The 20,035-nt window shown below is 35.7% G+C and carries 27 protein-coding genes and 1 pseudogene; 15 read left to right on the top strand and 13 right to left on the bottom strand.

Annotated elements, in window-relative coordinates; translation table 11 throughout:
- Positions 1-88 precede the first annotated feature (88 nt).
- Positions 89-1,570, bottom strand: coding sequence for an IS21 family transposase (istA, locus tag AC0VZ9_RS29075; protein ID WP_475397564.1), 1,482 nt, complete (start codon positions 1,568-1,570; stop codon positions 89-91).
- A gap of 428 nt (positions 1,571-1,998) precedes the next feature.
- Between istA and tatC the strand changes: the two genes are divergently transcribed.
- From tatC to AC0VZ9_RS29040, 7 genes are all read left to right on the top strand, one after another.
- Positions 1,999-2,754 carry a twin-arginine translocase subunit TatC gene (gene tatC, locus AC0VZ9_RS29070; protein WP_475397563.1) on the top strand — a complete coding sequence of 252 codons (756 nt, stop codon included), beginning with the start codon at positions 1,999-2,001 and terminating at the stop codon, positions 2,752-2,754.
- Between the two features lies 1 nt (position 2,755).
- Positions 2,756-2,971 carry a twin-arginine translocase TatA/TatE family subunit gene (locus AC0VZ9_RS29065; protein ID WP_475397562.1) on the top strand — a complete coding sequence of 72 codons (216 nt, stop codon included), beginning with the start codon at positions 2,756-2,758 and terminating at the stop codon, positions 2,969-2,971.
- A complete protein-coding gene (locus tag AC0VZ9_RS29060) occupies positions 2,971-3,510 on the top strand; it encodes a MauE/DoxX family redox-associated membrane protein (RefSeq protein WP_475397561.1) in 540 nt (179 codons plus the stop codon). Before AC0VZ9_RS29065 ends, AC0VZ9_RS29060 begins: the two co-directional genes overlap by 1 nt.
- Entirely contained in the window at positions 3,503-3,964 is a 462-nt protein-coding gene (locus AC0VZ9_RS29055) for a TlpA family protein disulfide reductase (RefSeq protein ID WP_475397560.1), read from the top strand. The genes AC0VZ9_RS29060 and AC0VZ9_RS29055 overlap by 8 nt, the downstream gene beginning before the upstream one ends.
- 626 nt (positions 3,965-4,590) lie before the next feature.
- Positions 4,591-4,737: a hypothetical protein gene (locus AC0VZ9_RS29050; protein ID WP_475397559.1), complete on the top strand. Its 147-nt coding sequence runs from the start codon at positions 4,591-4,593 to the stop codon at positions 4,735-4,737.
- 174 nt (positions 4,738-4,911) lie between these two features.
- Positions 4,912-5,319, top strand: coding sequence for a hypothetical protein (locus tag AC0VZ9_RS29045; RefSeq protein WP_475397558.1), 408 nt, complete (start codon positions 4,912-4,914; stop codon positions 5,317-5,319).
- A gap of 26 nt (positions 5,320-5,345) precedes the next feature.
- A complete protein-coding gene (locus AC0VZ9_RS29040) occupies positions 5,346-5,843 on the top strand; it encodes a DUF4871 domain-containing protein (RefSeq protein ID WP_475397557.1) in 498 nt (165 codons plus the stop codon).
- An 829-nt stretch (positions 5,844-6,672) separates the two neighbouring features.
- Here AC0VZ9_RS29040 and AC0VZ9_RS29035 read toward each other — a convergent pair.
- From AC0VZ9_RS29035 to AC0VZ9_RS29000, 8 genes are all read right to left on the bottom strand, one after another.
- Positions 6,673-7,050, bottom strand: a complete 378-nt coding sequence (locus AC0VZ9_RS29035) for a hypothetical protein (RefSeq protein WP_475397556.1) — start codon at positions 7,048-7,050, stop codon at positions 6,673-6,675.
- A gap of 83 nt (positions 7,051-7,133) precedes the next feature.
- The gene (locus AC0VZ9_RS29030) at positions 7,134-7,673 is read right to left on the bottom strand and encodes a hypothetical protein (RefSeq protein ID WP_475397555.1); all 540 of its coding nucleotides are present in this window, start codon (positions 7,671-7,673) and stop codon (positions 7,134-7,136) included.
- 109 nt (positions 7,674-7,782) lie between these two features.
- A complete protein-coding gene (locus tag AC0VZ9_RS29025) occupies positions 7,783-8,619 on the bottom strand; it encodes an ArdC family protein (protein WP_475397554.1) in 837 nt (278 codons plus the stop codon).
- A gap of 886 nt (positions 8,620-9,505) precedes the next feature.
- On the bottom strand, positions 9,506-9,763 hold the full coding sequence (locus tag AC0VZ9_RS29020) for a hypothetical protein (RefSeq protein WP_475397553.1): 258 nt from the start codon (positions 9,761-9,763) through the stop codon (positions 9,506-9,508).
- 108 nt (positions 9,764-9,871) lie between these two features.
- Positions 9,872-10,255 (bottom strand): hypothetical protein, encoded by a 384-nt coding sequence (locus tag AC0VZ9_RS29015; protein ID WP_475397552.1) that lies wholly within the window; start codon positions 10,253-10,255, stop codon positions 9,872-9,874.
- A gap of 31 nt (positions 10,256-10,286) precedes the next feature.
- Positions 10,287-10,556: a hypothetical protein gene (locus AC0VZ9_RS29010; RefSeq protein WP_475397551.1), complete on the bottom strand. Its 270-nt coding sequence runs from the start codon at positions 10,554-10,556 to the stop codon at positions 10,287-10,289.
- Positions 10,557-10,577: 21 nt separating this feature from the next.
- On the bottom strand, positions 10,578-11,084 hold the full coding sequence (locus AC0VZ9_RS29005) for a hypothetical protein (protein WP_475397550.1): 507 nt from the start codon (positions 11,082-11,084) through the stop codon (positions 10,578-10,580).
- A 99-nt stretch (positions 11,085-11,183) separates the two neighbouring features.
- Positions 11,184-11,627, bottom strand: coding sequence for a JAB domain-containing protein (locus tag AC0VZ9_RS29000; protein ID WP_475397588.1), 444 nt, complete (start codon positions 11,625-11,627; stop codon positions 11,184-11,186).
- Positions 11,628-11,723: 96 nt separating this feature from the next.
- Between AC0VZ9_RS29000 and AC0VZ9_RS28995 the strand changes: the two genes are divergently transcribed.
- The 6 genes from AC0VZ9_RS28995 (at position 11,724) to AC0VZ9_RS28970 (ending at position 14,928) form a co-directional block, all read left to right on the top strand.
- Entirely contained in the window at positions 11,724-12,467 is a 744-nt protein-coding gene (locus tag AC0VZ9_RS28995; protein ID WP_475397549.1) for a hypothetical protein, read from the top strand.
- Positions 12,448-12,816, top strand: coding sequence for a hypothetical protein (locus tag AC0VZ9_RS28990; protein WP_116354722.1), 369 nt, complete (start codon positions 12,448-12,450; stop codon positions 12,814-12,816). The genes AC0VZ9_RS28995 and AC0VZ9_RS28990 overlap by 20 nt, the downstream gene beginning before the upstream one ends.
- Before the next feature lie 100 nt (positions 12,817-12,916).
- A complete protein-coding gene (locus AC0VZ9_RS28985) occupies positions 12,917-13,273 on the top strand; it encodes a MerR family transcriptional regulator (RefSeq protein WP_475397548.1) in 357 nt (118 codons plus the stop codon).
- Between the two features lie 3 nt (positions 13,274-13,276).
- Entirely contained in the window at positions 13,277-13,537 is a 261-nt protein-coding gene (locus tag AC0VZ9_RS28980; RefSeq protein ID WP_475397547.1) for a DUF3967 domain-containing protein, read from the top strand.
- 250 nt (positions 13,538-13,787) lie between these two features.
- On the top strand, positions 13,788-13,940 hold the full coding sequence (locus AC0VZ9_RS28975) for an RNA chaperone Hfq (protein ID WP_475397546.1): 153 nt from the start codon (positions 13,788-13,790) through the stop codon (positions 13,938-13,940).
- A gap of 559 nt (positions 13,941-14,499) precedes the next feature.
- Positions 14,500-14,928: a cell wall hydrolase gene (locus AC0VZ9_RS28970; protein ID WP_061793750.1), complete on the top strand. Its 429-nt coding sequence runs from the start codon at positions 14,500-14,502 to the stop codon at positions 14,926-14,928.
- A gap of 313 nt (positions 14,929-15,241) precedes the next feature.
- On the opposite strand, the pseudogene AC0VZ9_RS28965 reads toward AC0VZ9_RS28970, so the two are convergent.
- Positions 15,242-16,792 (bottom strand): annotated as a pseudogene (locus AC0VZ9_RS28965) (DUF4158 domain-containing protein); the annotation flags it as partial.
- 147 nt (positions 16,793-16,939) lie between these two features.
- Here AC0VZ9_RS28965 and AC0VZ9_RS28960 point away from each other — a divergent pair.
- Positions 16,940-17,515, top strand: coding sequence for a recombinase family protein (locus tag AC0VZ9_RS28960; protein WP_026677826.1), 576 nt, complete (start codon positions 16,940-16,942; stop codon positions 17,513-17,515).
- A 20-nt stretch (positions 17,516-17,535) separates the two neighbouring features.
- A complete protein-coding gene (locus tag AC0VZ9_RS28955) occupies positions 17,536-18,237 on the top strand; it encodes a Ger(x)C family spore germination C-terminal domain-containing protein (protein ID WP_475397545.1) in 702 nt (233 codons plus the stop codon).
- Between the two features lie 389 nt (positions 18,238-18,626).
- Here the strand turns inward: AC0VZ9_RS28955 and AC0VZ9_RS28950 are convergent, their stop codons facing one another.
- The 3 genes from AC0VZ9_RS28950 to spoVAE are packed head-to-tail and all read right to left on the bottom strand — an operon-like array spanning position 18,627 to position 20,029.
- Positions 18,627-19,487 carry a DUF421 domain-containing protein gene (locus tag AC0VZ9_RS28950; protein ID WP_475397544.1) on the bottom strand — a complete coding sequence of 287 codons (861 nt, stop codon included), beginning with the start codon at positions 19,485-19,487 and terminating at the stop codon, positions 18,627-18,629.
- A gap of 30 nt (positions 19,488-19,517) precedes the next feature.
- Positions 19,518-19,724 (bottom strand): DUF1657 domain-containing protein, encoded by a 207-nt coding sequence (locus AC0VZ9_RS28945; protein WP_169189517.1) that lies wholly within the window; start codon positions 19,722-19,724, stop codon positions 19,518-19,520.
- An 11-nt stretch (positions 19,725-19,735) separates the two neighbouring features.
- Positions 19,736-20,029, bottom strand: coding sequence for a stage V sporulation protein AE (spoVAE, locus tag AC0VZ9_RS28940; protein ID WP_475397587.1), 294 nt, complete (start codon positions 20,027-20,029; stop codon positions 19,736-19,738).
- Between the last annotated feature and the right edge of the window lie 6 nt (positions 20,030-20,035).

Here is a 20,035-nt window from a genome sequence, read left to right as displayed (position 1 = left end):
CTTTGATCACCTTCTTCCAGTAAAACCGTATAGGCATCTACATTTCTCTTTTGTGCTTCTGTTTCTATTATCCAACCGGATATGCTATTTAATGGTGAAACAGTCTCAGCTTTGTCGTTTGTTGTATCATGAACCTGTCGTTGTCGCAGAGGTATAAAATGATATCGCTGAAATCTGTTGCACTATATAAGTTTCTCTTGATACATTCCGAGAGGGCTGCTGTTAGAAGCTGCTCGTTATTTTGTTTTGTTTCTTTTAGTATCATTTGTAACTGATCACGAATATACCGTGGGTACTTCTCACGAAGTTTATCCAAGTAATCGTAGGCCGTTTCTGTTTCTTCGAATCGTTTTGCCACAGTATCAATAAATGTATCGATTCCTTTTGAGCGATCTCTTGTATGCTTTCTGTCTTTAATTAATTGTCCTTTACCATCCGGAATCTGATGTTTGGCCAGGAGTTCTCCTGTCTCAGAGTTATAGATTAATAGTTCTCTGTCTTTTGTTTCTTTTATTGAGACCATTTCATGCTTATGAAAAGTTCCAAGTGGAAGGGAGTACCTATTGGATAAATACCGTATGGTATTGTCCTTATGGATGCTTCTTGTTATACTATTTTCATGATTGTTTAGGAAATTAATGTTTCCTGAGACTGGTCTTAAGTGTTGCTTTTCCAAGGAGAACACTTCGACCGGTCTTTTTTTTGTTGTGTTGTGGATTTTTCGATTACCTGTACGATTTAGCCATTCCCATCCTTGCTCATTCCAAGAATCAATATTATTGAACACTCTATACTTGGCGAAATTGTACTTAATAAATCCTACAACGTTCTCTATTTTCCCTTTGCTTTCTGGATCGGCTTTCCTACAAACCCGAAGGTTTAAATTTCGAGTTTGCTTATAGTGCTGAAACTCTTTCGTTAAAATGAGATCTCCGCCATTCTCGCTCACCACAATTAAGCTATCCTGATCATACACGAGTTCTCCTGGGATCCCACAAAACCATTGAAAAGCATTTTCATGAGCTTGAATGACATCTTGAGTTGTAAAGGGGCGATCTAACCACTCTTTATATTTGTATCTCGAGTTAGATAGCACAAAGGCAATAAAGTTCAGCTTTACTTCTTTATTATCAGACGTTTTCTGCTTGGTGTGCCCAAAGTCAACTTGGACCTGTTCCCCCATTGGTGAATCAGGTATTGCTTCATAATCCCTTGGTGAAGATTCCTTAGCTATTTTATATTCAACTCTTAGCTCCCTTACGTAAGCACGGACTGTGCTTTCACCCACTTCAAGTTGTTCCTTATACCTTTCCATCAACCAATCTTCTACTTGTGCTGCTGAAAGATCAGGATGTTCCCTTAACCAATTCAAGATTAACTCTTTATAAGGATCCAACTTTTTCTTTCTTGTTTGTAAAGATTCAACCCATTCTGCCATCTCCGAAGGAGATCTCTTAAGATGCCGATATACAGTTGCCCTGGATACCCCCAGTTTATCTGCTACTTTGGATTTACTAAAACCTTTCTTGAGTAACTGCTGAATTTCCATATACATTTCCCACTTATCCACCTTTTCTCAGCCCTCCAATGATTTAAGAATCAAACCATCATCATACAATGGAGGAGCTATATATTTTACTGGTATATTAGGGTAAATAAGTGTTTCATCTTATCTAGCAAAAACTGTCTACTTTAGTTTAGCAGTCACATATGTTGGAAAATACATATTAATAGCTGAGCTGAAATGAACTTTTTTGGGGCAAAAGGTATTCATTTCTATCTGGCGGAAACTGTTGATTATAGATTAGCAGTTTATCGATTTTTCACTTATTACATCTAATCTACCAATATTATTACTATTTAAATTTCTATAACACTTGTAATTATTTTATACGTTTTTCTTTTTCCTTTTTACGTGATTTTATGGGTTTAACGTAGAGGGAGACAAGTTAATTAATCGGAAATAAAGACAACATGCTTTTCTGAAAGGGTTTTTATATGTCTAATCAGATGTCTATTTTAGATCATATTATAGAATTTAGAAAAAGAATTTTTATAGTAATTGGATGTTTTGTCATTTTGTTTTTTGGATCTTATCCAATAACTCCTTATTTTATTGACCTACTCAAAAGTACTTCTCAAGAATCTGGTTTTGAATTAAATATTTTCAAAATTACAGAGTCAGTTTTGATTTATATTAAAATCATGTTTATCTTATCATTTGCAATAACAATTCCGATAATGTTGATACAATTACTATTATTTATATTTCCAGCACTTAACATACGGCAAAAAAAACTTTCCTATATTTTTCTCCCAATTACTTCAATTTTATTTTTGGTAGGAAATTTACTTAGTTTAAAATTTTTGTCACCTCTGTTATTGACTTTCTTTGAAAAAGCCTCTAATCAAATTGGGGTTAATACGGTTTACAGTTTTATGGATTATTTTAATTTTATTTACACTCTTTGTTTTATTTCGGGTTTGATCCTTGAACTACCAGCAATTCTTATATTTCTTTCATTAGTAGGAATATTAACACATCAGCGACTAAGTAAAATGCGAAAGTTTGTATACCTTTTCATAACAATCATTTCTGTACTTATAACGCCACCTGATTTCATTACACCTATTATTCTTGGAATAATACTAGTTGGAGTATATGAGGTAACAGTTTTACTGACAATGAGTATACAGCATACCAAGTCAAAAAAGATTAATAGTAATCACACTATTAGCAGAAAGGAGATTTAAAATGTTGAGTTCAATTGGAATACCAGGTCTTATTTTAATTACCATAGTTTGTCTATTTTTATTTGGTTCTAAAAACTTACCTGAAATCGGAAAATCTGCAGGGAAATCATTAAGAGAGTTTAAAGAAGCTTTTAATTCGGACCCAACTAACAACAAACATCAAATATCAGGATCTGAAAATTCAAAAGAAACAAACAAAAAAAGGGAGTCAATGTAATGTCCAGTATTTTATCTATAATTTTCACATCATTAATAGTTACTTTCTTATTTTCAGCTCTACCTAAAATTATTCACTTAAAAGATTTTATCGAACTAGTTAAGAACTATGAGGTACTTCCTGAAAAACTTAGCCTGATATTTGCCATATTATTACCTCTTTTAGAACTATTCGCGGTTTACTTACTAATCCAAGAAATAATCTGGGGTTTAATACTATTAACTATTCTACTATTTAGTTTTCTTTACGCTGTTAATAATGCTATTAAAAAAAAGAAAGAGATTCGTTGTGGGTGTTTTGGTAAATTTATAGATGCCAAGGCAGACAAGTACACCTTAGTTAAAATAATCTTTTTGTTATTTTTTACGTTCCTAGCTTTAATTATAAGCTTTGTAAATGTTGAAATAATATATACAACAGGCAACATCATAATAGGTGCATTATTAAGTATTATGTTTATTGCAATACAAGTTATTTGGACCAATTCACAACAATTTATTACAAGTATTCAAAAAGAAAGGAAGATTCAAAGTGAATGATTTATTAATTTATTCTAATGCGGGCTTATGGATAGTACAGTTATTTATTGTATTTTGTTTGTTTATAATATTTAGGCAGTTCGGTACAGTTTATCTTAGGGATAAAGAATCTGTATCTAGAGATGGGATTCCTATTGGAAAGAAAATACCAAACTTTGAAGCAAAATCAATGATTACCGATAAAGTAATGAATAAAGAAAATTTTTTAGGAAAACCAACAATAATCGGTTTTATATCTACTCGTTGTAAACCTTGTAAAGAATTAATACCTGATTGGAATAAGGCTTATGATAAGTATAATGGTCAAATAAACTTTGTTTTAATTGGAATTGGTGAGGAAGAAAACTTAAAAAAATTTGCTAATGAAAAAAATGTAAAAGGTGAGTTATTAATAGATGCACATTACATTGTAGATCAATTTTATGCAAGAGTTACACACCTTTTGGTTTCATAACGGATGCAAAAGGAATTGTAAAAGAAAAAGGTGTTTGTTCATCTATTGAAAACATTAATCATTTTATAGCTAATTTAAATGACAACTCAGTGCCATTGAATTCTAAAAATATTAAAACTGTTATCTAATATGAAAGGGGGTGAATACTTTGATTAACTTACTTAATAAAATTGAAGAAGTTTCTAGAATCTTTTCTGAAAAATTAGCTAGAAAGGTTGACCGTAAGGATTTTTTAAAAGCATCTGTGGGGGGAATCTTTGCCGGACTAATAGCATTTACCCTTAAGCCTTCTTCGGCAGGCGCAACTCTTTATTGTCAAGTAACCTCAAGTGCCACTTATTGCTCACCTCCTAGGCAAACCTACTGTAACAATTGTCCAACTTCTGCTGTAGCAAGGTGTCCAGTTGGGTATAAAGTGTCTTATGCTTGGGGTTATAAGAGTACAGGATGTTGGTGTATTCGAGGTGGAGCAGCGAGATGTTGTGATTGTACTACATCGGATCCTTACTCTCAAGGAATATTCGACTGCGGATGTGCTCTATTCTTCTAATTACTAAGAGGCAAGGATTGGTAAAAGGAAACCATTCTTGCCTTTAGTTTTATATTGAGATAGGTGGTGAGAAGAGATGGAAAAAAAAGCATTGTCCTTGTTAGTATTATTTTTGATTCTCGGTACTGAATTTTATATACTATCAAAAGTACAGACGTCGTTTTTTCTTATATTAATAGCATTAGCAGTTGTTAGTGGTTATACTAAGCTTGGAACAGCATGAGGTTATAATGTGACCTTCTCGGTCCTTCGTCTCGGTGAGACGATTAAATGGAAAGAGTTTTCATTACGTTCGCTCCTTTATATAGGTTCATCTCTAATATCCGGAGCTATAATGGGATTCATTATATCGTTATTGATATATTTTATCTCATACCTAATTCCGTATGAGATTAAGTTGGTACTTCTAATAATTGTTACTGCATTATATTTGCTGCATGAGTTTAAATTAATTAACTTAAGAGTTCCTCAGAATAGTTGGCAAGTTCCAGAGAACTGGGTGAGCTATGACGATAAACAAAGCATGTTAGTTTGGGGAAGTATTTTAGGAGCTGGTATATTTACATACATACCTCATGCTACTTTTTACATTTTATATCTTTATATTGGTTTCTTTTTAAGTCCTGTTTATGGATTACTATTTGGAGCATTATATGCTCTAAGTAGAAGTTTGCCTTCTATAGTTCTGTCTGGATTAAGAAACCTAGGAAGGAAAAATAACGAAAGTTGCAAAATGCCCAAAAAATACCAACCTAAAATCAACGGGTTTATTCTTTCCATATTGCTTATTTACTTGTTAACTTAAATACACATACTTTAGGAGGGATAAAATTGACTCGTAATATTCTGAAAAAAACAACCTGGATAATTATTGTCGTTTTATTATTGATCGTTACAGGTTGTTCCTCTAACAACAGTAACAATATCGAGAATGAAGAAAGATTAGAAAAAAATGTAAACTGGGAAAATAACAAAACGTTTGAAAGTAATGGCTTTATATTGAGAGGTACTGAAGGGGTAGTAGGTTTTATTGACGAACCTTTCATTCCGGGAGATACCAATAAATATATGTGGCACTTTTGGGGCGATTATTCAGAATCTAGCCAATTAATAGTGAAAGGACAGAAAAAAGGTTCAAAACAAGAAGAAATGGTACTAATGGAAAATAACGAGAAAGTTTGGGGGTTAAGTGGAGGGTTAGATGGACCTAATAATGGGGCCGACTTTCATAAACCATCGCTTATGTCTTTACCGGAAAGCGGCACATGGAGTTTAAACATTTATCTCGATGATAAATTCATAGACAACATCGTGGTAGAAGTAAAGTAAATTTTAATATTTTTTGAGAGGTTGTTCAGGCTGTCGACAAAGTCGACAGCCGTTTTCATATAGTAAATGATTTTCTTTGACTTCTTCTATTGAGCCTTTTAAATGAGATGTATTTTCCGTTGAAATTAATTTATCCGGAGAGCTCGGCGCAGGCAAGTCAACACAGCTCCGGAGTATCCTTTCTACGCTAATTCAAACGAAGTCCCCGGACGAATTGCATATGGCCTTTGTGTAGCAATGGAACCAAAAGATGCAATAAGCATTAGCGGACATCAGAAACGATAAAAAAGTACTAAAAGTATACACATTTGCTGTTTGTAGAGACTGTTTTTGGCTTTATCTCCGTTGTTTATAGGCTTAGAATGTCCACTAAATAATATTAGTGGACATCAAATATATAAAAATTAGTAGTTTATGTCCGCTAACATACGTAATAATGTCGGAAATCAATGTCCGCTAATACTTAACGTAAGATTTGGTTCCATTGCTACACAGACCCCCATATCTACCTGGCTATCTGAAGATGAGCGAATTTTTCCTGTTTAAGGGCATCCAGCACGTTAAAAGCGTCTGCGTCTATGCGGAAGACATGGCCGTCATGTTGGCAATGTTAACCTTTATAATTCGTGAATCATGGCGAAACCTTTTCCGCATGTTTTAATTTTGGGTGCTGAACGATACACAATAGAAGGTGAGTACCCTTTCCGCATCTTTCAAGCCGATTCATTTACGGACTTTGTACGATCGTTAAAACAGCAGCAAAAGCCGGTAAAGACCGTGGATAACCATACGATTAGAATAAGAGTGCAATAAAAAAGGGAGTCCATTACTAAACTCCCTTTTTTACCTTCTTGCTTATATTTGATTTTCTGGTCACACTGCTAACGATCCCACCTATCACTTCAAAAATCAGAAAAGGAACCATTAGCCAACCAATTGTAAATGCCAGGGTCAATTTAATACTCTTTCTAATGACGAAAAAAATCAAGTCAAAAAAGCCGTCAGAACGCTGCGCGCGGATTTCACTTATAATGCGATCCGTATCCGTTTTAGGCTGCTTAGATTTGTTTAGCACTGCCCATCCAGCTGGAATAGCACTTATCAAATACATAGAAAAAGCATGATACGAAAAGGAGACCGTTTGAATAGAATAAACGGCAAAGCATAGAAGCAGCAGAAAAAGGTTATTCATGATTTTTGCATGCATAGCTTTTACTCCTTTCCAATCACCTTGTAACATATAATACTCAAGCACAAAGAGTATTTACTTTATTTTATCAGACAATTTCATCATTGAAAAACTGTACTGCTGTCTTTTGTTTCGTCTTGCCGCTGCTGCCGAATAACCATAGGCTTATGTTTATCTTTTTTTATTTCTTCTATATACCGCGATAGATAGGTGTCCGTTATACGACTGGGAACGTAACCAAGTCGTTGCCGTATAAGGTTTTCAAGCACAAACATTTTGCGTGTGATTTTCTCGTACTCTTTCCCCGTGTACTTCTCGCTTTCTCTAAATTCTTCTGTTTGATTTTGCTTCCTTGCCTTATAAAAAGTGTTCATGTAACGATACATATTTGTTCTTTCAGTTCTTGCAAACTTCAGTAAACTAAGCAGCTCAAAAGTTGAAAATCTCATAAGTTCGGGTGTTGTTTTATCCAAATAGACTTCTAGAGCAAAATCTCTAATTCTAACAGAAATACGCTCATAATTACGCTGTACCTGGTGTGGTCCTAATACCATGACGCAAAAATCGCAATAGTACTTTTCATCCTGCTGGATCAGCTCACTTCCACAATAAGGACACGTAATGACATCATGCTCGTTCATATAAGATAATCTCCTTTCATCGGTTCAAAAGGTTGGATATGCAGCCGCCTTCTCAAAAGAGAAAGCGGCCAAATCTTTTGTGCTTGTGATGTTATATGTTACTTTTTCTTTATTCTTCTTCTGATTCTTCTTTTCCTAAGATATAATCCGCGGCTTTTTGTGCTTGTGCAGCTGCTTGAACAACAAGCCGGTTATCATCCTTTAAATTTCGGATCCATGAATGAATATAGCTTGCGCTATTTTCAATGGTGCTGTTATCGATTCCAGCAACACCGCAAAGCATTGCCGCTCCCATTTCCGCAACCAATTCTTCTTTTGAATAAACTTCATCGCCAAAGGCTACATTTTCCGTTATTACGCCCGGCCTTGCTAAGCGGCTTTTATGACCTGTACTGTGAACCATTTCATGAAATAGGGTGCTATAATATTCTTCAACTTTCGGGAAGTCCTTTAAGGGTGGGCAATTGATTTTATCAAGTGTTGGATAATAGACGGCTTTCCCTGGATAAAATGTATAATCAGGCCCATTAATGTATCCTTTATAAATTTCTTCTGCTTTCTCAATTGGATCATGGTCAAATACCGTTTCTTTTCTTTTGCTTGTCAACCCTTCTACTTGAGAGTTGATTTCAAATACTCGATAATACCGGAGGTAAGGAGTTTTTTCGATTTCTCCACTTTGTTCATCCTCTTTTTCAAGCCACTTCCAAAATACCACGATATGAGATTTTTCTCCTTTTTTAACCTTGCCGCCCGCTTCTTGAATTTGTTTAAATGTCGCGTATTCTCCAGCTTCTAAAAGAAAAGTATTAATTCCTCTGTATGGCTTTTGTGTTTTCCAGTTGACCGCTCCCCCATTGATCCATGGCTTGCGCCACGGCACAACTCCTTTTTCCAGCTGCTCGATGACCTTCTCTGTAATGATTTCATAAACGCTTTTTTTCATTTGTTTTTTCCTCCTTTGATTTTGCTTCTTTGTCTTCCGAAGCGATTTAGTTCCCAATAGGGGATTAATTTTGCCCTTTTGACGTGGAGAACGAAAAACACGCATAGACAGGCGGTCAAGGGTGATCTTAGCGAAAAAGTTTTTGCTGTTGCGCAGCGTTTTTAAGTAAAAAGTTTTTTGCCCCTTGACCGTCTGGCTAGCCGTCTTAGCTTCCAGCAGTTGGAGGGCGAAGCCTAGGAGGCTCCGACTGCTGGAAGGTTAGTCGGCTTGCGCTGTTTTACGATTCGGAAGGCAAAAGGGCAAAGTTAAATAAAATAGCAGCCGTAATGGGCTGCTTTCCGCTTTTGGTTTTAGGTTTATGGGTTTTTACGATTTTCGGCTCGTGCGGTACGGCCAGAATGGCAAATGGATCAGGAACCTAGGGAATGTAGGCGAAGCATGAGCCGTACAGTCCGTGGTTATCGAGCCATTTAGTGCCGTCAGCGACACGTTACAGCCTGTTAAAAAGCGTTCTTTTGCTTTTTTACAGGTTGTCGTGCAGCCGCCCAAAAAAGTTTTTAAATCTTTCAAATCCCTTTCTAAAGAAAAAAAGCCCGCCTAAAGGCGCGAACTCAGTCCTTAAAAACGATCTCTTTGCTTCAGACAAAAAAAAGAGAAGGATTCACCCCTTCTCTCTGATCACCATCTTATAAGCATGCGATTATTAAAAAAGAATACTACCATTTTTTATTCCAGGGCAAATTCTCATGTTCTCTCTGTACTTCTGGCCAACACCTCGGACAATATTTCCTCTCTAAATGTGGGGAATCATCATTTTTTAATGGTTTCAGCTTTTCAGGAGGATAAGGTTTCATACAGTAAGTACATTTATTGTATAAAAAAAGTGTCATTGTTTTTCTTTCCAAAAATTCTCGATTTCTAATTCTTCATCTAGCTCTCTTTTTAATTGAGCTTCAGCAACTTCAGGGAAATTACATCCATTTGTCAAAACAGTCATAGCCTCATGATATGTAGCTGTTGTTTTGAAAGATGGACATTCAGAGAGCTTTTCATATTGGCCACTTTTCCATTCTTTTTTAAGGTCCTCATACGCTATATCAAACCATGTTTTCAAACTATTAATTGCATGATCATCTACGCCCACTATTTGCTTCCTCCTTGATTTAAATGATTTATAACTAATGCCCAGACGTCCTCTGATGCCTCTAATTTGTATTCTTCCATAACGGGAATGTAAGGTCTAAACCTTCCTTTAATGTATTTTCTCGTATTCCTCAAGAAATTGCTTTACCTCTTCTTTATTAGATGAAATAAAAAGAGGATTTTTATACCCTTCTATGAAACCCTTAGATGCGGTAAGCTTAAAGACTCCTATAAGTGGATATTCAGGAAAAGTAGGTAAAGGAATACCGTAATTTTTGGCCCAATATGATGACATCACACCCGATTGACCTAGAGAACGATACACCCAAAGCTCATCTTCTAAATCCGTATATTTATCCTCCTCCTGATCGTCACTATCTGCATCCCCTTCATAAATAATGAAAACATCAAGAGTAGAATAGTAGCTGGGACTTTTCTCTTCGCGTTGTTTAGGGCTGCTACTTTTTCCGAATAACTTGCTGAAAAATGCCATTAACCTGTCTCCTTTCAATAAATCATCATTTTTAAACTTTATTAAAAATACGCTTCATAACGTTATTACTCATTCTTTTACGCTCATATTTTTCATTAATTACCGATTGAAAATCGTAACTTTCTGATATGGACAAATCATAAATGTACTTTTTAGTTAAGACTTTGCAGTAATAAAATTTTCGATTGTCCGGCAACAGAAAGGATTTAAAAATCACGTGTTTTTCAATCGGCTCATTTATTAATTCTTCAATGCGCTGTTCTAGGGTTGGCTCAAATAAATGTAGTTGCACTTGATCCATACCTTCACCGCCATATTTAAATTAATCCTTTATCCTCTGCAAGCGAATTTCTTCCTGATCCCCATAAAGTTGAACTGTTTTTTTGGACCAATACTTCACACCACCAATTACAAGATCAGGCTGCGGCACTTTTCCTCTTTGAAAGTACAAATTTAACTTCTGGCGATCATAGCGAAGTCCTCTCTTGTTTAATTCATCTGCAAATTGCGCCATACTGTAAAAATCAGAGCCCTCTTTAATGAGAGAATAAGAAGGTTTTTGAATCAAATACGTGTCATCTCGAAAATATTCTGTAATCAATTCAAGTGCAAATTCCAACCAATCATTGTCCAGGCTACGATATAAATAACCTAAATCAAAGCTTCTTTTGTCCGGTGCTTCAAAAAAACATGCTAATTTTAGAAAAGTTGCTTGAGTTTCATCCAGCTTTTGCAAAGCTTCTTCCGATAGAAAAATGTTCTCATAATCATTCAATTTTTCTTCAAGATTAGGGAACATTTCAATGATACGTCTGGTTGCTTTCTTCATCAAAAAACCTCCTTGTATATCATGTATACATAGTATATCACATAAAGTATACAATGTATACATGAATGAGAAAAAAAAGGGAGATTTCTCTCCCTTCTGCTACATCTGCCCTTTTTCTCTCATACTGTAGTATTCAGCTTTTGCATTGACGATAAGGTGATCCAGTACTTCTATATCTAAGATGCGTCCGCATTCCACCAATCTTTTTGTTACGGAAATATCTTCGCTGGATGGGCTTACGTTCTGACTTGGATGCTGATGCGATACGATGATGGATGCGCTGTTATTCAAGATGGCACTCTTAAAGACTTCGCGCGGCGCAACGACACTCATGTTTAGACTCCCAACATGGCAGCGATGGACGGCGATCACCTGATTCTTGGTATTCAGGCACATAACAAAGAAAACTTCACGGTCCTCATCTCCAATAAAGTTCGCTGCCACTTTCGCTCCATCTTCTGGAGAACGTACGATAAACGTCTCATCTGCTTCCACCTCTTTGATTACCTGCTTGATCTTTACTACTTCATAAACTGTTTCCATTTCCATGTTAACCTCTCCTTTCTTTGTTCGGGAACACCTGAACAATTCGCGCAAACAGACGGAAGGGTTCGCTTACGAAGAAGCGAACCCAACGCAATGGCGAATGCGGATCGCTACATAAGCACACATGAACTTATTTTCCATCATCCATCCGGTAGGAATGTTACGGTTATCATTAAAATTGAATACTGCAAATGCCTTCCTGAAGGTGCAGCTGCTGCCTGGGGGGTTGTATTTGATGAAAACGGAAAAGTAATTGAACGAAAGATTGAAGTTGGCGACAAAATCATGAAAGTAGACTTTCAAAATAAAACGCTGCTCCACTTTGATATTGGAGCCGGTACAACGGAAATCGTTGTAACAGAAGGGATTAAATTTAATCCAAAGCTTTCGGAAGGGTTAAATTATGGAGTTAAACAAACAATCTTAGAAATTATCAAACGCTGGAACCGTAATCACCCCCGTAAATCGATTGATAGCATGGCTGAATTTAACGAAATTTATTTTGATTCGGAACACCCTCGCCATAATGATTTAAAACGGGAATCACAAACGGGAATGTTACAGCTGGCACAAAGAATAAGCAGCGCCATCATTAATAAAATTGATGAATTGAAAGATGATCCGTTTGTTTTTATTTATGGCGGCGGCGCAGCTGTCTTAAAAGATTATCTACAAAAAATCCTTGATACAAAAGGACGTACAACAAATGTAACCTTCCTGGCTGAACCTATGTTTGTCAATGCACGCGGCTTGTTGGTTTATACTTGCTCTCCACGTTATGAACAGCAAAAAGAGAAGAAATTAGGTGTTACACCAAATGGCGCGAAAGCGGAATAAAATTTACAAGCCCGGAGATAGAATCAATATTTATTTAAGCCAAGATGTGACTTCCGAGTTCATGGATTGGATCAATAGTCAATCAGATTTATCAAGTTTTTTCTTATATGCGGCTCAAAAGCTGTACGATCAGACTGGGTTAATTGATGTTTCTGAAATCATACCAAGAAAGATGAATTTTAACCTTTCTTCGGCTGATAGGCCAATACCTCAAATTCCACAGAAAGCAATTCATGAACCAGTTTATGATATTGAAGAATCAGACAATGAAGGCATCTTTGAAGACGACGAACAGGAAAAAGACAAACTCTGGTCTAACATTGAAGACCTTGACGATCCATTCGCTTAATTACTAGCCCACCTTAAGGTGGGTTTTTTATTTTTTCTTAAAGGAAATTTCACTTGTCCTCTAGAACGTATAAAAGAACGTGACTAGGGAGTGAAAAGGAATGGATAATACATTCGAAAAGGCTTACACGCCAAAAGAAGTAAATATAACCTTAGAAATTAGTGATAGCGCATTAAGAAAATGGTGTCTTGCTCTGGAAAAGAACGGGTATACGTTTATAAGGAACGACCATAATCAACGGGTGTTTGTTGAAAATGATTTAGTCGTATTGCGGCATTTTCAAAATCTAGTGAAACACCATAACATGCAGCTTGAGAACGCAGCGGCACTTGTTGTTGATCGTTTTGGAAAAGGGGCGTTCGAAGTAGGAACGGGGGTCGTTCCAGTAAAAAAGGAAGAAAAACAACCTGAATTACAACATGATTTTATACGTTCTTTTGATGACAAACTGACTTAGTTATTGGAACGTGTAAAAACACAAGAAGAAGCCAATAACGAGGTATTAAATCGCCTGGGTCAGCAAGAGAATTTTAACAGGGAGTTAGTACAGCGATTGGAACAGCAGCAAAAATATATAGAAGAACGCCTGGAACAGCGGGACCGGAAGTTAATGGAATCATTAAGGGAATCACAAGAGGTAAAACAGCAGCTTCTTCAAATCGCAGCGGCACAGGTGGATGAAAAGAAAAAAGGGTTTTTTGCTCGCTTGTTTAGTAAATAAAGGAAAATGTTGTTAGCCTAAATAAATCCCGTCAAGACAAGAATCGAAACCATAACAGTTTCTTAACAAAAGAAAGGATTCTTTTCTTGTTTATTTTCAAATAATTCCACCTCATGATAAAGTAATAGAATATAAACATAGTAGGGGGATGAATAATGTCTACTACAGCACAAAAGCCGCAACAAAAAACTAAAAAACACCTCATCACGTTCAGAAACGTCTGTTTGACAAGTTTCTAAAACAATCTGTAGTGATCCATTTAACTTCAGGTGTAAAAGTTAAAGGAAAGTTAACTGAATATGATCAATACACACTTGCTGTATCTGTAAAAAATGATGAAGTGATGATTTTTAAGCATGCTATTGCTCTAATTCGTCCAGATCGAACCGAAGTAGAAGAGTGATTATTACAGAAAAAAAGACCGTAAAAGTGCAACAGACGCACACAACGGTCTTTTTTGTACATAAATCTACATAAAAGCTAACACTTAACCTTTTACCTATGAGTTAATCGTTATTATATTGTTTCTTTTTCTACTTCCAGCTTAAATACGCCGACAATCCCATTTATTGCTTTATACATAACATATAGCTTGGGAATACAGCAGCACTTGTTTTTAATCGTTTCGGAAAAGGGGCGTTCGAGGTAAGAACGGGGATCGTTCCTGAGAAAAATAAAAATAACCTGGATTACATACGATTTTATACGTTCTTTTGATAATACAAATTTATGATGGGTTGTAATTCGGATTATATGAACTAGTCACAATTAAAAAACCGCATAAATAAATCAAGCATTTGCAAAAGAGGCAAATCTTTTTTGTTCATTATTCATTTTTTAACATGAATTTTCCCCTAACACATTTCAAAAGAATTCCCCTTAATACTATGCCAATCGACTTAAGAAAATTTGTGTATCAGCATAAGTCCTGGATCATATAAATATTAACATGGAGGTGGCGTATGGCAGTAGTAAAGGCTAGTGCATCAGATATTGATCTTTTGGCAAGGTTGCTTAGAGCAGAAGCGGAAGGAGAAGGAAAATTAGGCATGTTGCTCGTTGGAAATGTTGGCATAAATCGAATCCGAGCTGATTGTTCAGATTTTAAAGGGCTAAGAACAATCCCTCAAATGATTTATCAACCTCATGCATTCGAAGCCGTACAAAAAGGTTATTTTTATCAGGCTGCAAGGGAGTCTGAGCGACGTCTTGCACGAAAAGTGATTAAAGGAGAAAGATATTGGCCGGCGAAATTTTCCTTATGGTATTTCAGGCCAACGGGAGATTGTCCGCAAACATGGTATAATCAGCCTTTTGTTGGAAGGTATAAGCTTCATTGCTTTTATGAGCCAACGGGTGAGGAATGTGAAAATGTTTACAATACATTTTAATTCCTTTGAGTCATTTATATAAATTTTATAATTATAGAAATATTCTAAACGATTGACCATTAAAAACGTGTATGAACGAATAGTATATTCATTTATAGTTAACATAAAGTAACCAAGAGGTCTTTTGTTTTGCCAACTTCCTAGAAGAACGAATTACGATTAAACAAGGTTCCGAATTGGAATTAAATGTCGTAAACGGGAGAAAAATAATGTTTTTTCAATAAGGGACCTCCAGCATTTGGTTATTCCTTCAATGAGGCCGATATTAAATACGGTTTTATCGAAGGAGAGTTAGTTTTTCTTTGACACATGCGAATGATAAACTAACTGATAATCTCGTATTCCCCTTCGATTGATTCCATATATCTTCCGAAAACAAATATTCCTCAAAATCCCTATATTGTCTGCTGCCAACAATAGAAACATCTCCTGCCCGAACATGCTCCCGAAGTTCTGTTAAAACAGCCATTTCATAGTAATGACGATTAATTGTTGTACCATCATCCTCGTATAAATGCTTTTTCCATCGTTTTGAAATAAAATCCACAGGTGAGTCATCAGGCACTTTTCGCTTTCCGGATTCGTTCATTCCTCGTATAATCTCGACAGCCTGTAAAAGTGGCTCATTTGCCTTTGTAGAATGGAATTCCAATACTCTTAATAGCGTTGGCGTATATTTTCTTAGTGAATAAAACCGTTTTTGCAGTAAGTCCAAATAATCATAGTCGGCAGGACGTGCAAGCTCCTGAGCCTCTTCTACTGAAGAGACAAAGGTATTCCATTCAATAATCGATTCTAAAACCTTAAAAACGTCTAATTTTTCCTCTCTTGCTTTAATTAATGCTTGTCCGATGTTCGTAAAGTGTATAACTTTTTCATTTAGCTTTTTACCGTTTTGTTTCTGGATTTCCTCTTGGGCCTTACGACCTTTTGATAACAAACTAAGTATTTGCCTATCATGAATTTCAAACGCTTTATCTGTTAGCTCCTGAGTAAGTTGTAATAAATAGACGGTTAATATCGAATAACGTTTATTTTCTTGAAAGTCACGGAATGCATACGGCTCGTATCTTGAACCTAAGCGAGATAGCTGTAACAGACGATTGCGATGCAAATGGCTAATTTGTACCGTTTCTAATTCCATTCCTCGTATGTATTCAAGTCGTTCTATTACTTTTAGAAATGTTTCGGGTGAAGGATGACCCGGTGGTTCCTTTAACCAACCCAATATCGTTTTATTGGATTCGGATGGATGCTGCGAAGTAATGATCTCTTCAAGCTTTCCTTTTTGTTCATTTGTAAGAGATTGACTAACAGTATTAAACAGTTTCTTTTCAGCCATTGTCCTTGCCTCCCACACCATTCTTTCAAGTGTAGTAATAGCAGGCAGTATGATTTTGTTTTTTCTTAGAAAATCTATACATTCATGTAGTAGATGTATGGCATCGCCATTTTCAAAAGCTAATTGATGAAGATGCTTAAGTGCTATTCGATATTCTCTTAGAGTAAAAGTTACAAAGTCGTATTCACTTCGAAGTTCTTTCAAATGATCCCAAAGTGTATTTTCTCTTTGAGGATAAAGACTAATCGAAGATGGAGTGGCACCGATTTGTTTCGATATATAATGTATGACTGATTCCGGGATGCTTTTGATATGAGTGTATGGCCAACCGGGATACCGAAGAACAGCTAATTGAACAGCAAACCCTAAACGGTTTTCTTCTCTCCTTCGCTTATTAACTATTTCTAAATCCCGTTTGGAAAAAGTGAAGTAGGTCCCCAATATCCATTCATCTTCAGGGATTTGCATAAAATCCTGCCTCTGTTCCAGTGTAAGCAATTCTCTACCTCTCGCAATTTTCATTCAGTATCATCCCATTTCCATAATTATTCAGTTAATTAGTTCAATTATATATCAATAGAGTGTACTCTATTGATACAAGTGTGGTAGACTGATAAAATCATAGTTAAGAGCGTCTCATAAGACTTGTCTCAAAAACGAGGTGATATTTTGCGGAAAATCGGTTATATACGTGTTAGTTCGACCAGCCAAAATCCTTCAAGGCAATTTGAGCAGCTAAATGAAATTGGAATGGATATTATATACGAAGAAAAAGTTTCTGGAGCAACAAAGGATCGCGAGCAACTTCAAAAAATGTTAGAGGATCTACAGGAAGATGACATCATTTATGTTACAGACTTAACTCGAATTACTCGTAGCACACAAGACCTATTTGAATTAATCGATAACATACGGAAAAAAAAAGCAAGCTTAAAATCACTAAAAGATACATGGCTAGATTTATCAGATGATAATCCATACAGCCAATTCTTAATTACAGTAATGGCTGGTGTTAACCAATTAGAGCGAGATCTTATTCGTATGCGACAACGTGAAGGGATTGAGTTGGCTAAGAAAGAAGGAAAGTTTAAAGGTCGGTTAAAGAAATATCATAAAAATCACGCAGGAATGAATTATGCAGTTAAGCTATATAAAGAAGGAAATATGACTGTAAATCAAATTTGCGAAATTACAAATGTGTCTAGAGCTTCATTATATAGAAAGCTATCAGAAGAGAACAAATAGTCCTTCCTGAATATCCCGAAATGGGATCCTATATCTATCAACTATTGGATAAACAAGAAAAGAAAGAAATATTAGTCAACTCCAACTTACATGATTTTATAACCACACTATATGAAATTGGTATCGATCCTACCCTACCCATAATAAAAAATGCAAATGGGGTAGCACCTTCTATAGGTGGTGTTGCATTATTCAAAGATGATAAAATTATAGGGTCTATTTCGTTGATAAACACCTTTTACTTAAAATTATTCACAAATAATAAGGCATTTTTAGGTGATATAACTGTAGAGATTGCTGCTGAGGAACTAGAGAAAAGGGTTATGGCAAAACTCAACCTTCCTAAGAGTTATAGTTATAAGATTACACTTCATCCAATAAAGTACAAAGGAAACATTGAAATAAAGAACGAAGAATTTGTTCATTTAAATGCAACGATATCCGTTTCAACATTAGAATTTCAACCCACTACTTCTTTGAGAAATAAAGATTCACTAAAAAAAATGGAGCAACTAATTAGTGAAGCCCTAAACAAAGAATTTGGATATATACTTGAGGAATTAAAAAATTTAAATACGGATCCCATTGGCATTGGAAGAAAAATAAGAAGTGTTAGAAGATATTCCCATTTAGATGATGGAGATTTAAGACTAAAATATTCAACACTAAAGATAAAACCAAATATAAAGGTGGAAATTAAGCGAACTGGATCAGTTGATTAAGATCTTTTTAGGAACAAAATCTCTATGCGACTTAACCACGACCCAAGTCTTAAAGGCTAAAGTTACCTTTAACCCTCCAAGACTCGCTACGAGTGAATGGCTAGTTCTTGCTCGACGGGAATCCCACCCGTATTTAACATCTCGTAAGAAAATTAACCTTAGTCCAAAATTGACTAAGGTTTTTAAACTTTTTACATTTTTTCGACTATGCAACAAAATTAAATATGATAGTTAACCAATATATGTTGTTCATTTTTGTAAACAAAACCTTGATAGATTCGAAAAAAAGATGTTCTCCCAAGGGATTTTAAATATCATGATTCGACTAATGGAGTATAAAAAATAGTCTTCCCTTTTTGTCATACCTCAATAGGTAATAAGAACATACATTAACCTTTTAAAATAGGGGTTACTTTGTCGATAGCTTTTTGTAACTTTTCGCTATTTAACCCATACATTTGTTTAGCCTCTTTTGATTCCGTTCCAAGAGCAAATAGTTCTAAATCGGCCTGACATTTTTTCATAGTTGAAAGAATTAAAGGTCTTTCTTGAGGAGATGGTACTTGCAACTTATCATCAAAAAGATCAACTGTTAATTCTCCAAAAGAATTAATCTGTCCAAGAAATACATTTTCAACCGTAACACCTAATTTTTCTAACTCAGTGTGTAGCCAAGCCCGATTTCGTCCAATTGTAGCTAGCGGTTCGTCCATTATGACACCATCCATAATGACAGTCTGTGGTTCTTTGATGGGAGGAACGGATAAGTTTAAATCTTTTGCTGTTAATGGTTGGTTCTCTTTTTTTAACATAACGGATAAATCTCCCGTTGCCTCTAATACAGCAAATTCTACATCAGCTACCTGATAAACATCCTTCTTACGAAGTAATTCTAACAATTCATCTGTCGTGTATCTTTCTTTTTTCAAATTATCTTCCATGATTTTTCCATCTTTGATAAATACAGTTGCTTTCCCTTCTATAAAATTACGAAAACCTTTGCTTTTTAAGGAAATTAAACCAGCGAAAAAGGGGATAGCAGCAAAGATGACTATTCCAATGACTCCGTGAAAAATATTCCGTTCAAGTCCCATAGCTACTTCTGCTCCAATACTTCCAATTGACATACCGGTGACATATTCAAAGAAAGATAGTTCAGAAATTTGCTTTTTCCCTAACCACTTTGTAATGAAAAATAAAACAACAACAAAGAATGCTGATCGTACAGCTATATCTAACCATTCAGGCACTGCTTGACACCCCCTGTAAATATAGTTTATCTAGAAACCCTTGTACTGAAGTTCCTCTCCTTCTAACTCTCCGACTCTTTTTTTTAAATCTTTTGTTACTTCGTGTACGACCATCATAGTCTCATGTAAAGTTCGCTTCGATTTATCATCAAGAGTCCGTAAGGCTAAGCTCGAAAGACTTGCTTCTACCCCTTTTAGACTGGAAAAACACTGTTTAACATCTGAACCTACTGTCATCCAAATTCTCCTTATCCTTTTGGTTTAAAAATTAAAGCTCCTAACATGCCGAAAACAATGGCAGCTGAAATACCAGAACTAGTTACTTCGAACATTCCTGTCATCACACCCACTAACCCATGTTTTTCGGCTTCTTGCATCGCACCATGTACAAGAGAATTCCCAAAGCTTGTAATAGGTACTGTTGCCCCAGCCCCAGCAAAATCAATCAAGGGTTCATATAAACCAAACCCATCTAAAATAGCACCCACCACTACAAGGGTACTTAACGTATGTCCCGGTGTAAGTTTGAATACATCAAACATAATTTG

This window comes from Cytobacillus sp. QJM3NY_8 (genome assembly GCF_056173585.1).
This window is presented reverse-complemented; position numbering and strand designations above follow the sequence as displayed.

What these genes read in the sequence shown, in the direction of transcription:
- AC0VZ9_RS29000 (WP_475397588.1), bottom strand. Translation starts at nt 11,627, where the DNA reads ATGGAAACAGTTTATGAAGTAGTAAAGATCAAGCAGGTAATCAAAGAG.
- tatC (WP_475397563.1), top strand. Translation starts at nt 1,999, where the DNA reads ATGTCTAATCAGATGTCTATTTTAGATCATATTATAGAATTTAGAAAA.
- AC0VZ9_RS28985 (WP_475397548.1), top strand. Translation starts at nt 12,917, where the DNA reads ATGGATAATACATTCGAAAAGGCTTACACGCCAAAAGAAGTAAATATA.
- spoVAE (WP_475397587.1), bottom strand. Translation starts at nt 20,029, where the DNA reads ATGTTTGATGTATTCAAACTTACACCGGGACATACGTTAAGTACCCTT.
- AC0VZ9_RS28995 (WP_475397549.1), top strand. Translation starts at nt 11,724, where the DNA reads ATGGCGAATGCGGATCGCTACATAAGCACACATGAACTTATTTTCCAT.
- AC0VZ9_RS29015 (WP_475397552.1), bottom strand. Translation starts at nt 10,255, where the DNA reads ATGGCATTTTTCAGCAAGTTATTCGGAAAAAGTAGCAGCCCTAAACAA.
- AC0VZ9_RS28970 (WP_061793750.1), top strand. Translation starts at nt 14,500, where the DNA reads ATGGCAGTAGTAAAGGCTAGTGCATCAGATATTGATCTTTTGGCAAGG.
- AC0VZ9_RS29030 (WP_475397555.1), bottom strand. Translation starts at nt 7,673, where the DNA reads ATGAACGAGCATGATGTCATTACGTGTCCTTATTGTGGAAGTGAGCTG.
- AC0VZ9_RS28955 (WP_475397545.1), top strand. Translation starts at nt 17,536, where the DNA reads ATGGGATCCTATATCTATCAACTATTGGATAAACAAGAAAAGAAAGAA.
- AC0VZ9_RS29065 (WP_475397562.1), top strand. Translation starts at nt 2,756, where the DNA reads ATGTTGAGTTCAATTGGAATACCAGGTCTTATTTTAATTACCATAGTT.
- AC0VZ9_RS29050 (WP_475397559.1), top strand. Translation starts at nt 4,591, where the DNA reads ATGGAAAAAAAAGCATTGTCCTTGTTAGTATTATTTTTGATTCTCGGT.
- AC0VZ9_RS29035 (WP_475397556.1), bottom strand. Translation starts at nt 7,050, where the DNA reads ATGCATGCAAAAATCATGAATAACCTTTTTCTGCTGCTTCTATGCTTT.
- AC0VZ9_RS29005 (WP_475397550.1), bottom strand. Translation starts at nt 11,084, where the DNA reads ATGAAGAAAGCAACCAGACGTATCATTGAAATGTTCCCTAATCTTGAA.
- AC0VZ9_RS28990 (WP_116354722.1), top strand. Translation starts at nt 12,448, where the DNA reads ATGGCGCGAAAGCGGAATAAAATTTACAAGCCCGGAGATAGAATCAAT.
- AC0VZ9_RS29010 (WP_475397551.1), bottom strand. Translation starts at nt 10,556, where the DNA reads ATGGATCAAGTGCAACTACATTTATTTGAGCCAACCCTAGAACAGCGC.
- AC0VZ9_RS28945 (WP_169189517.1), bottom strand. Translation starts at nt 19,724, where the DNA reads ATGACAGTAGGTTCAGATGTTAAACAGTGTTTTTCCAGTCTAAAAGGG.
- AC0VZ9_RS29060 (WP_475397561.1), top strand. Translation starts at nt 2,971, where the DNA reads ATGTCCAGTATTTTATCTATAATTTTCACATCATTAATAGTTACTTTC.
- AC0VZ9_RS29025 (WP_475397554.1), bottom strand. Translation starts at nt 8,619, where the DNA reads ATGAAAAAAAGCGTTTATGAAATCATTACAGAGAAGGTCATCGAGCAG.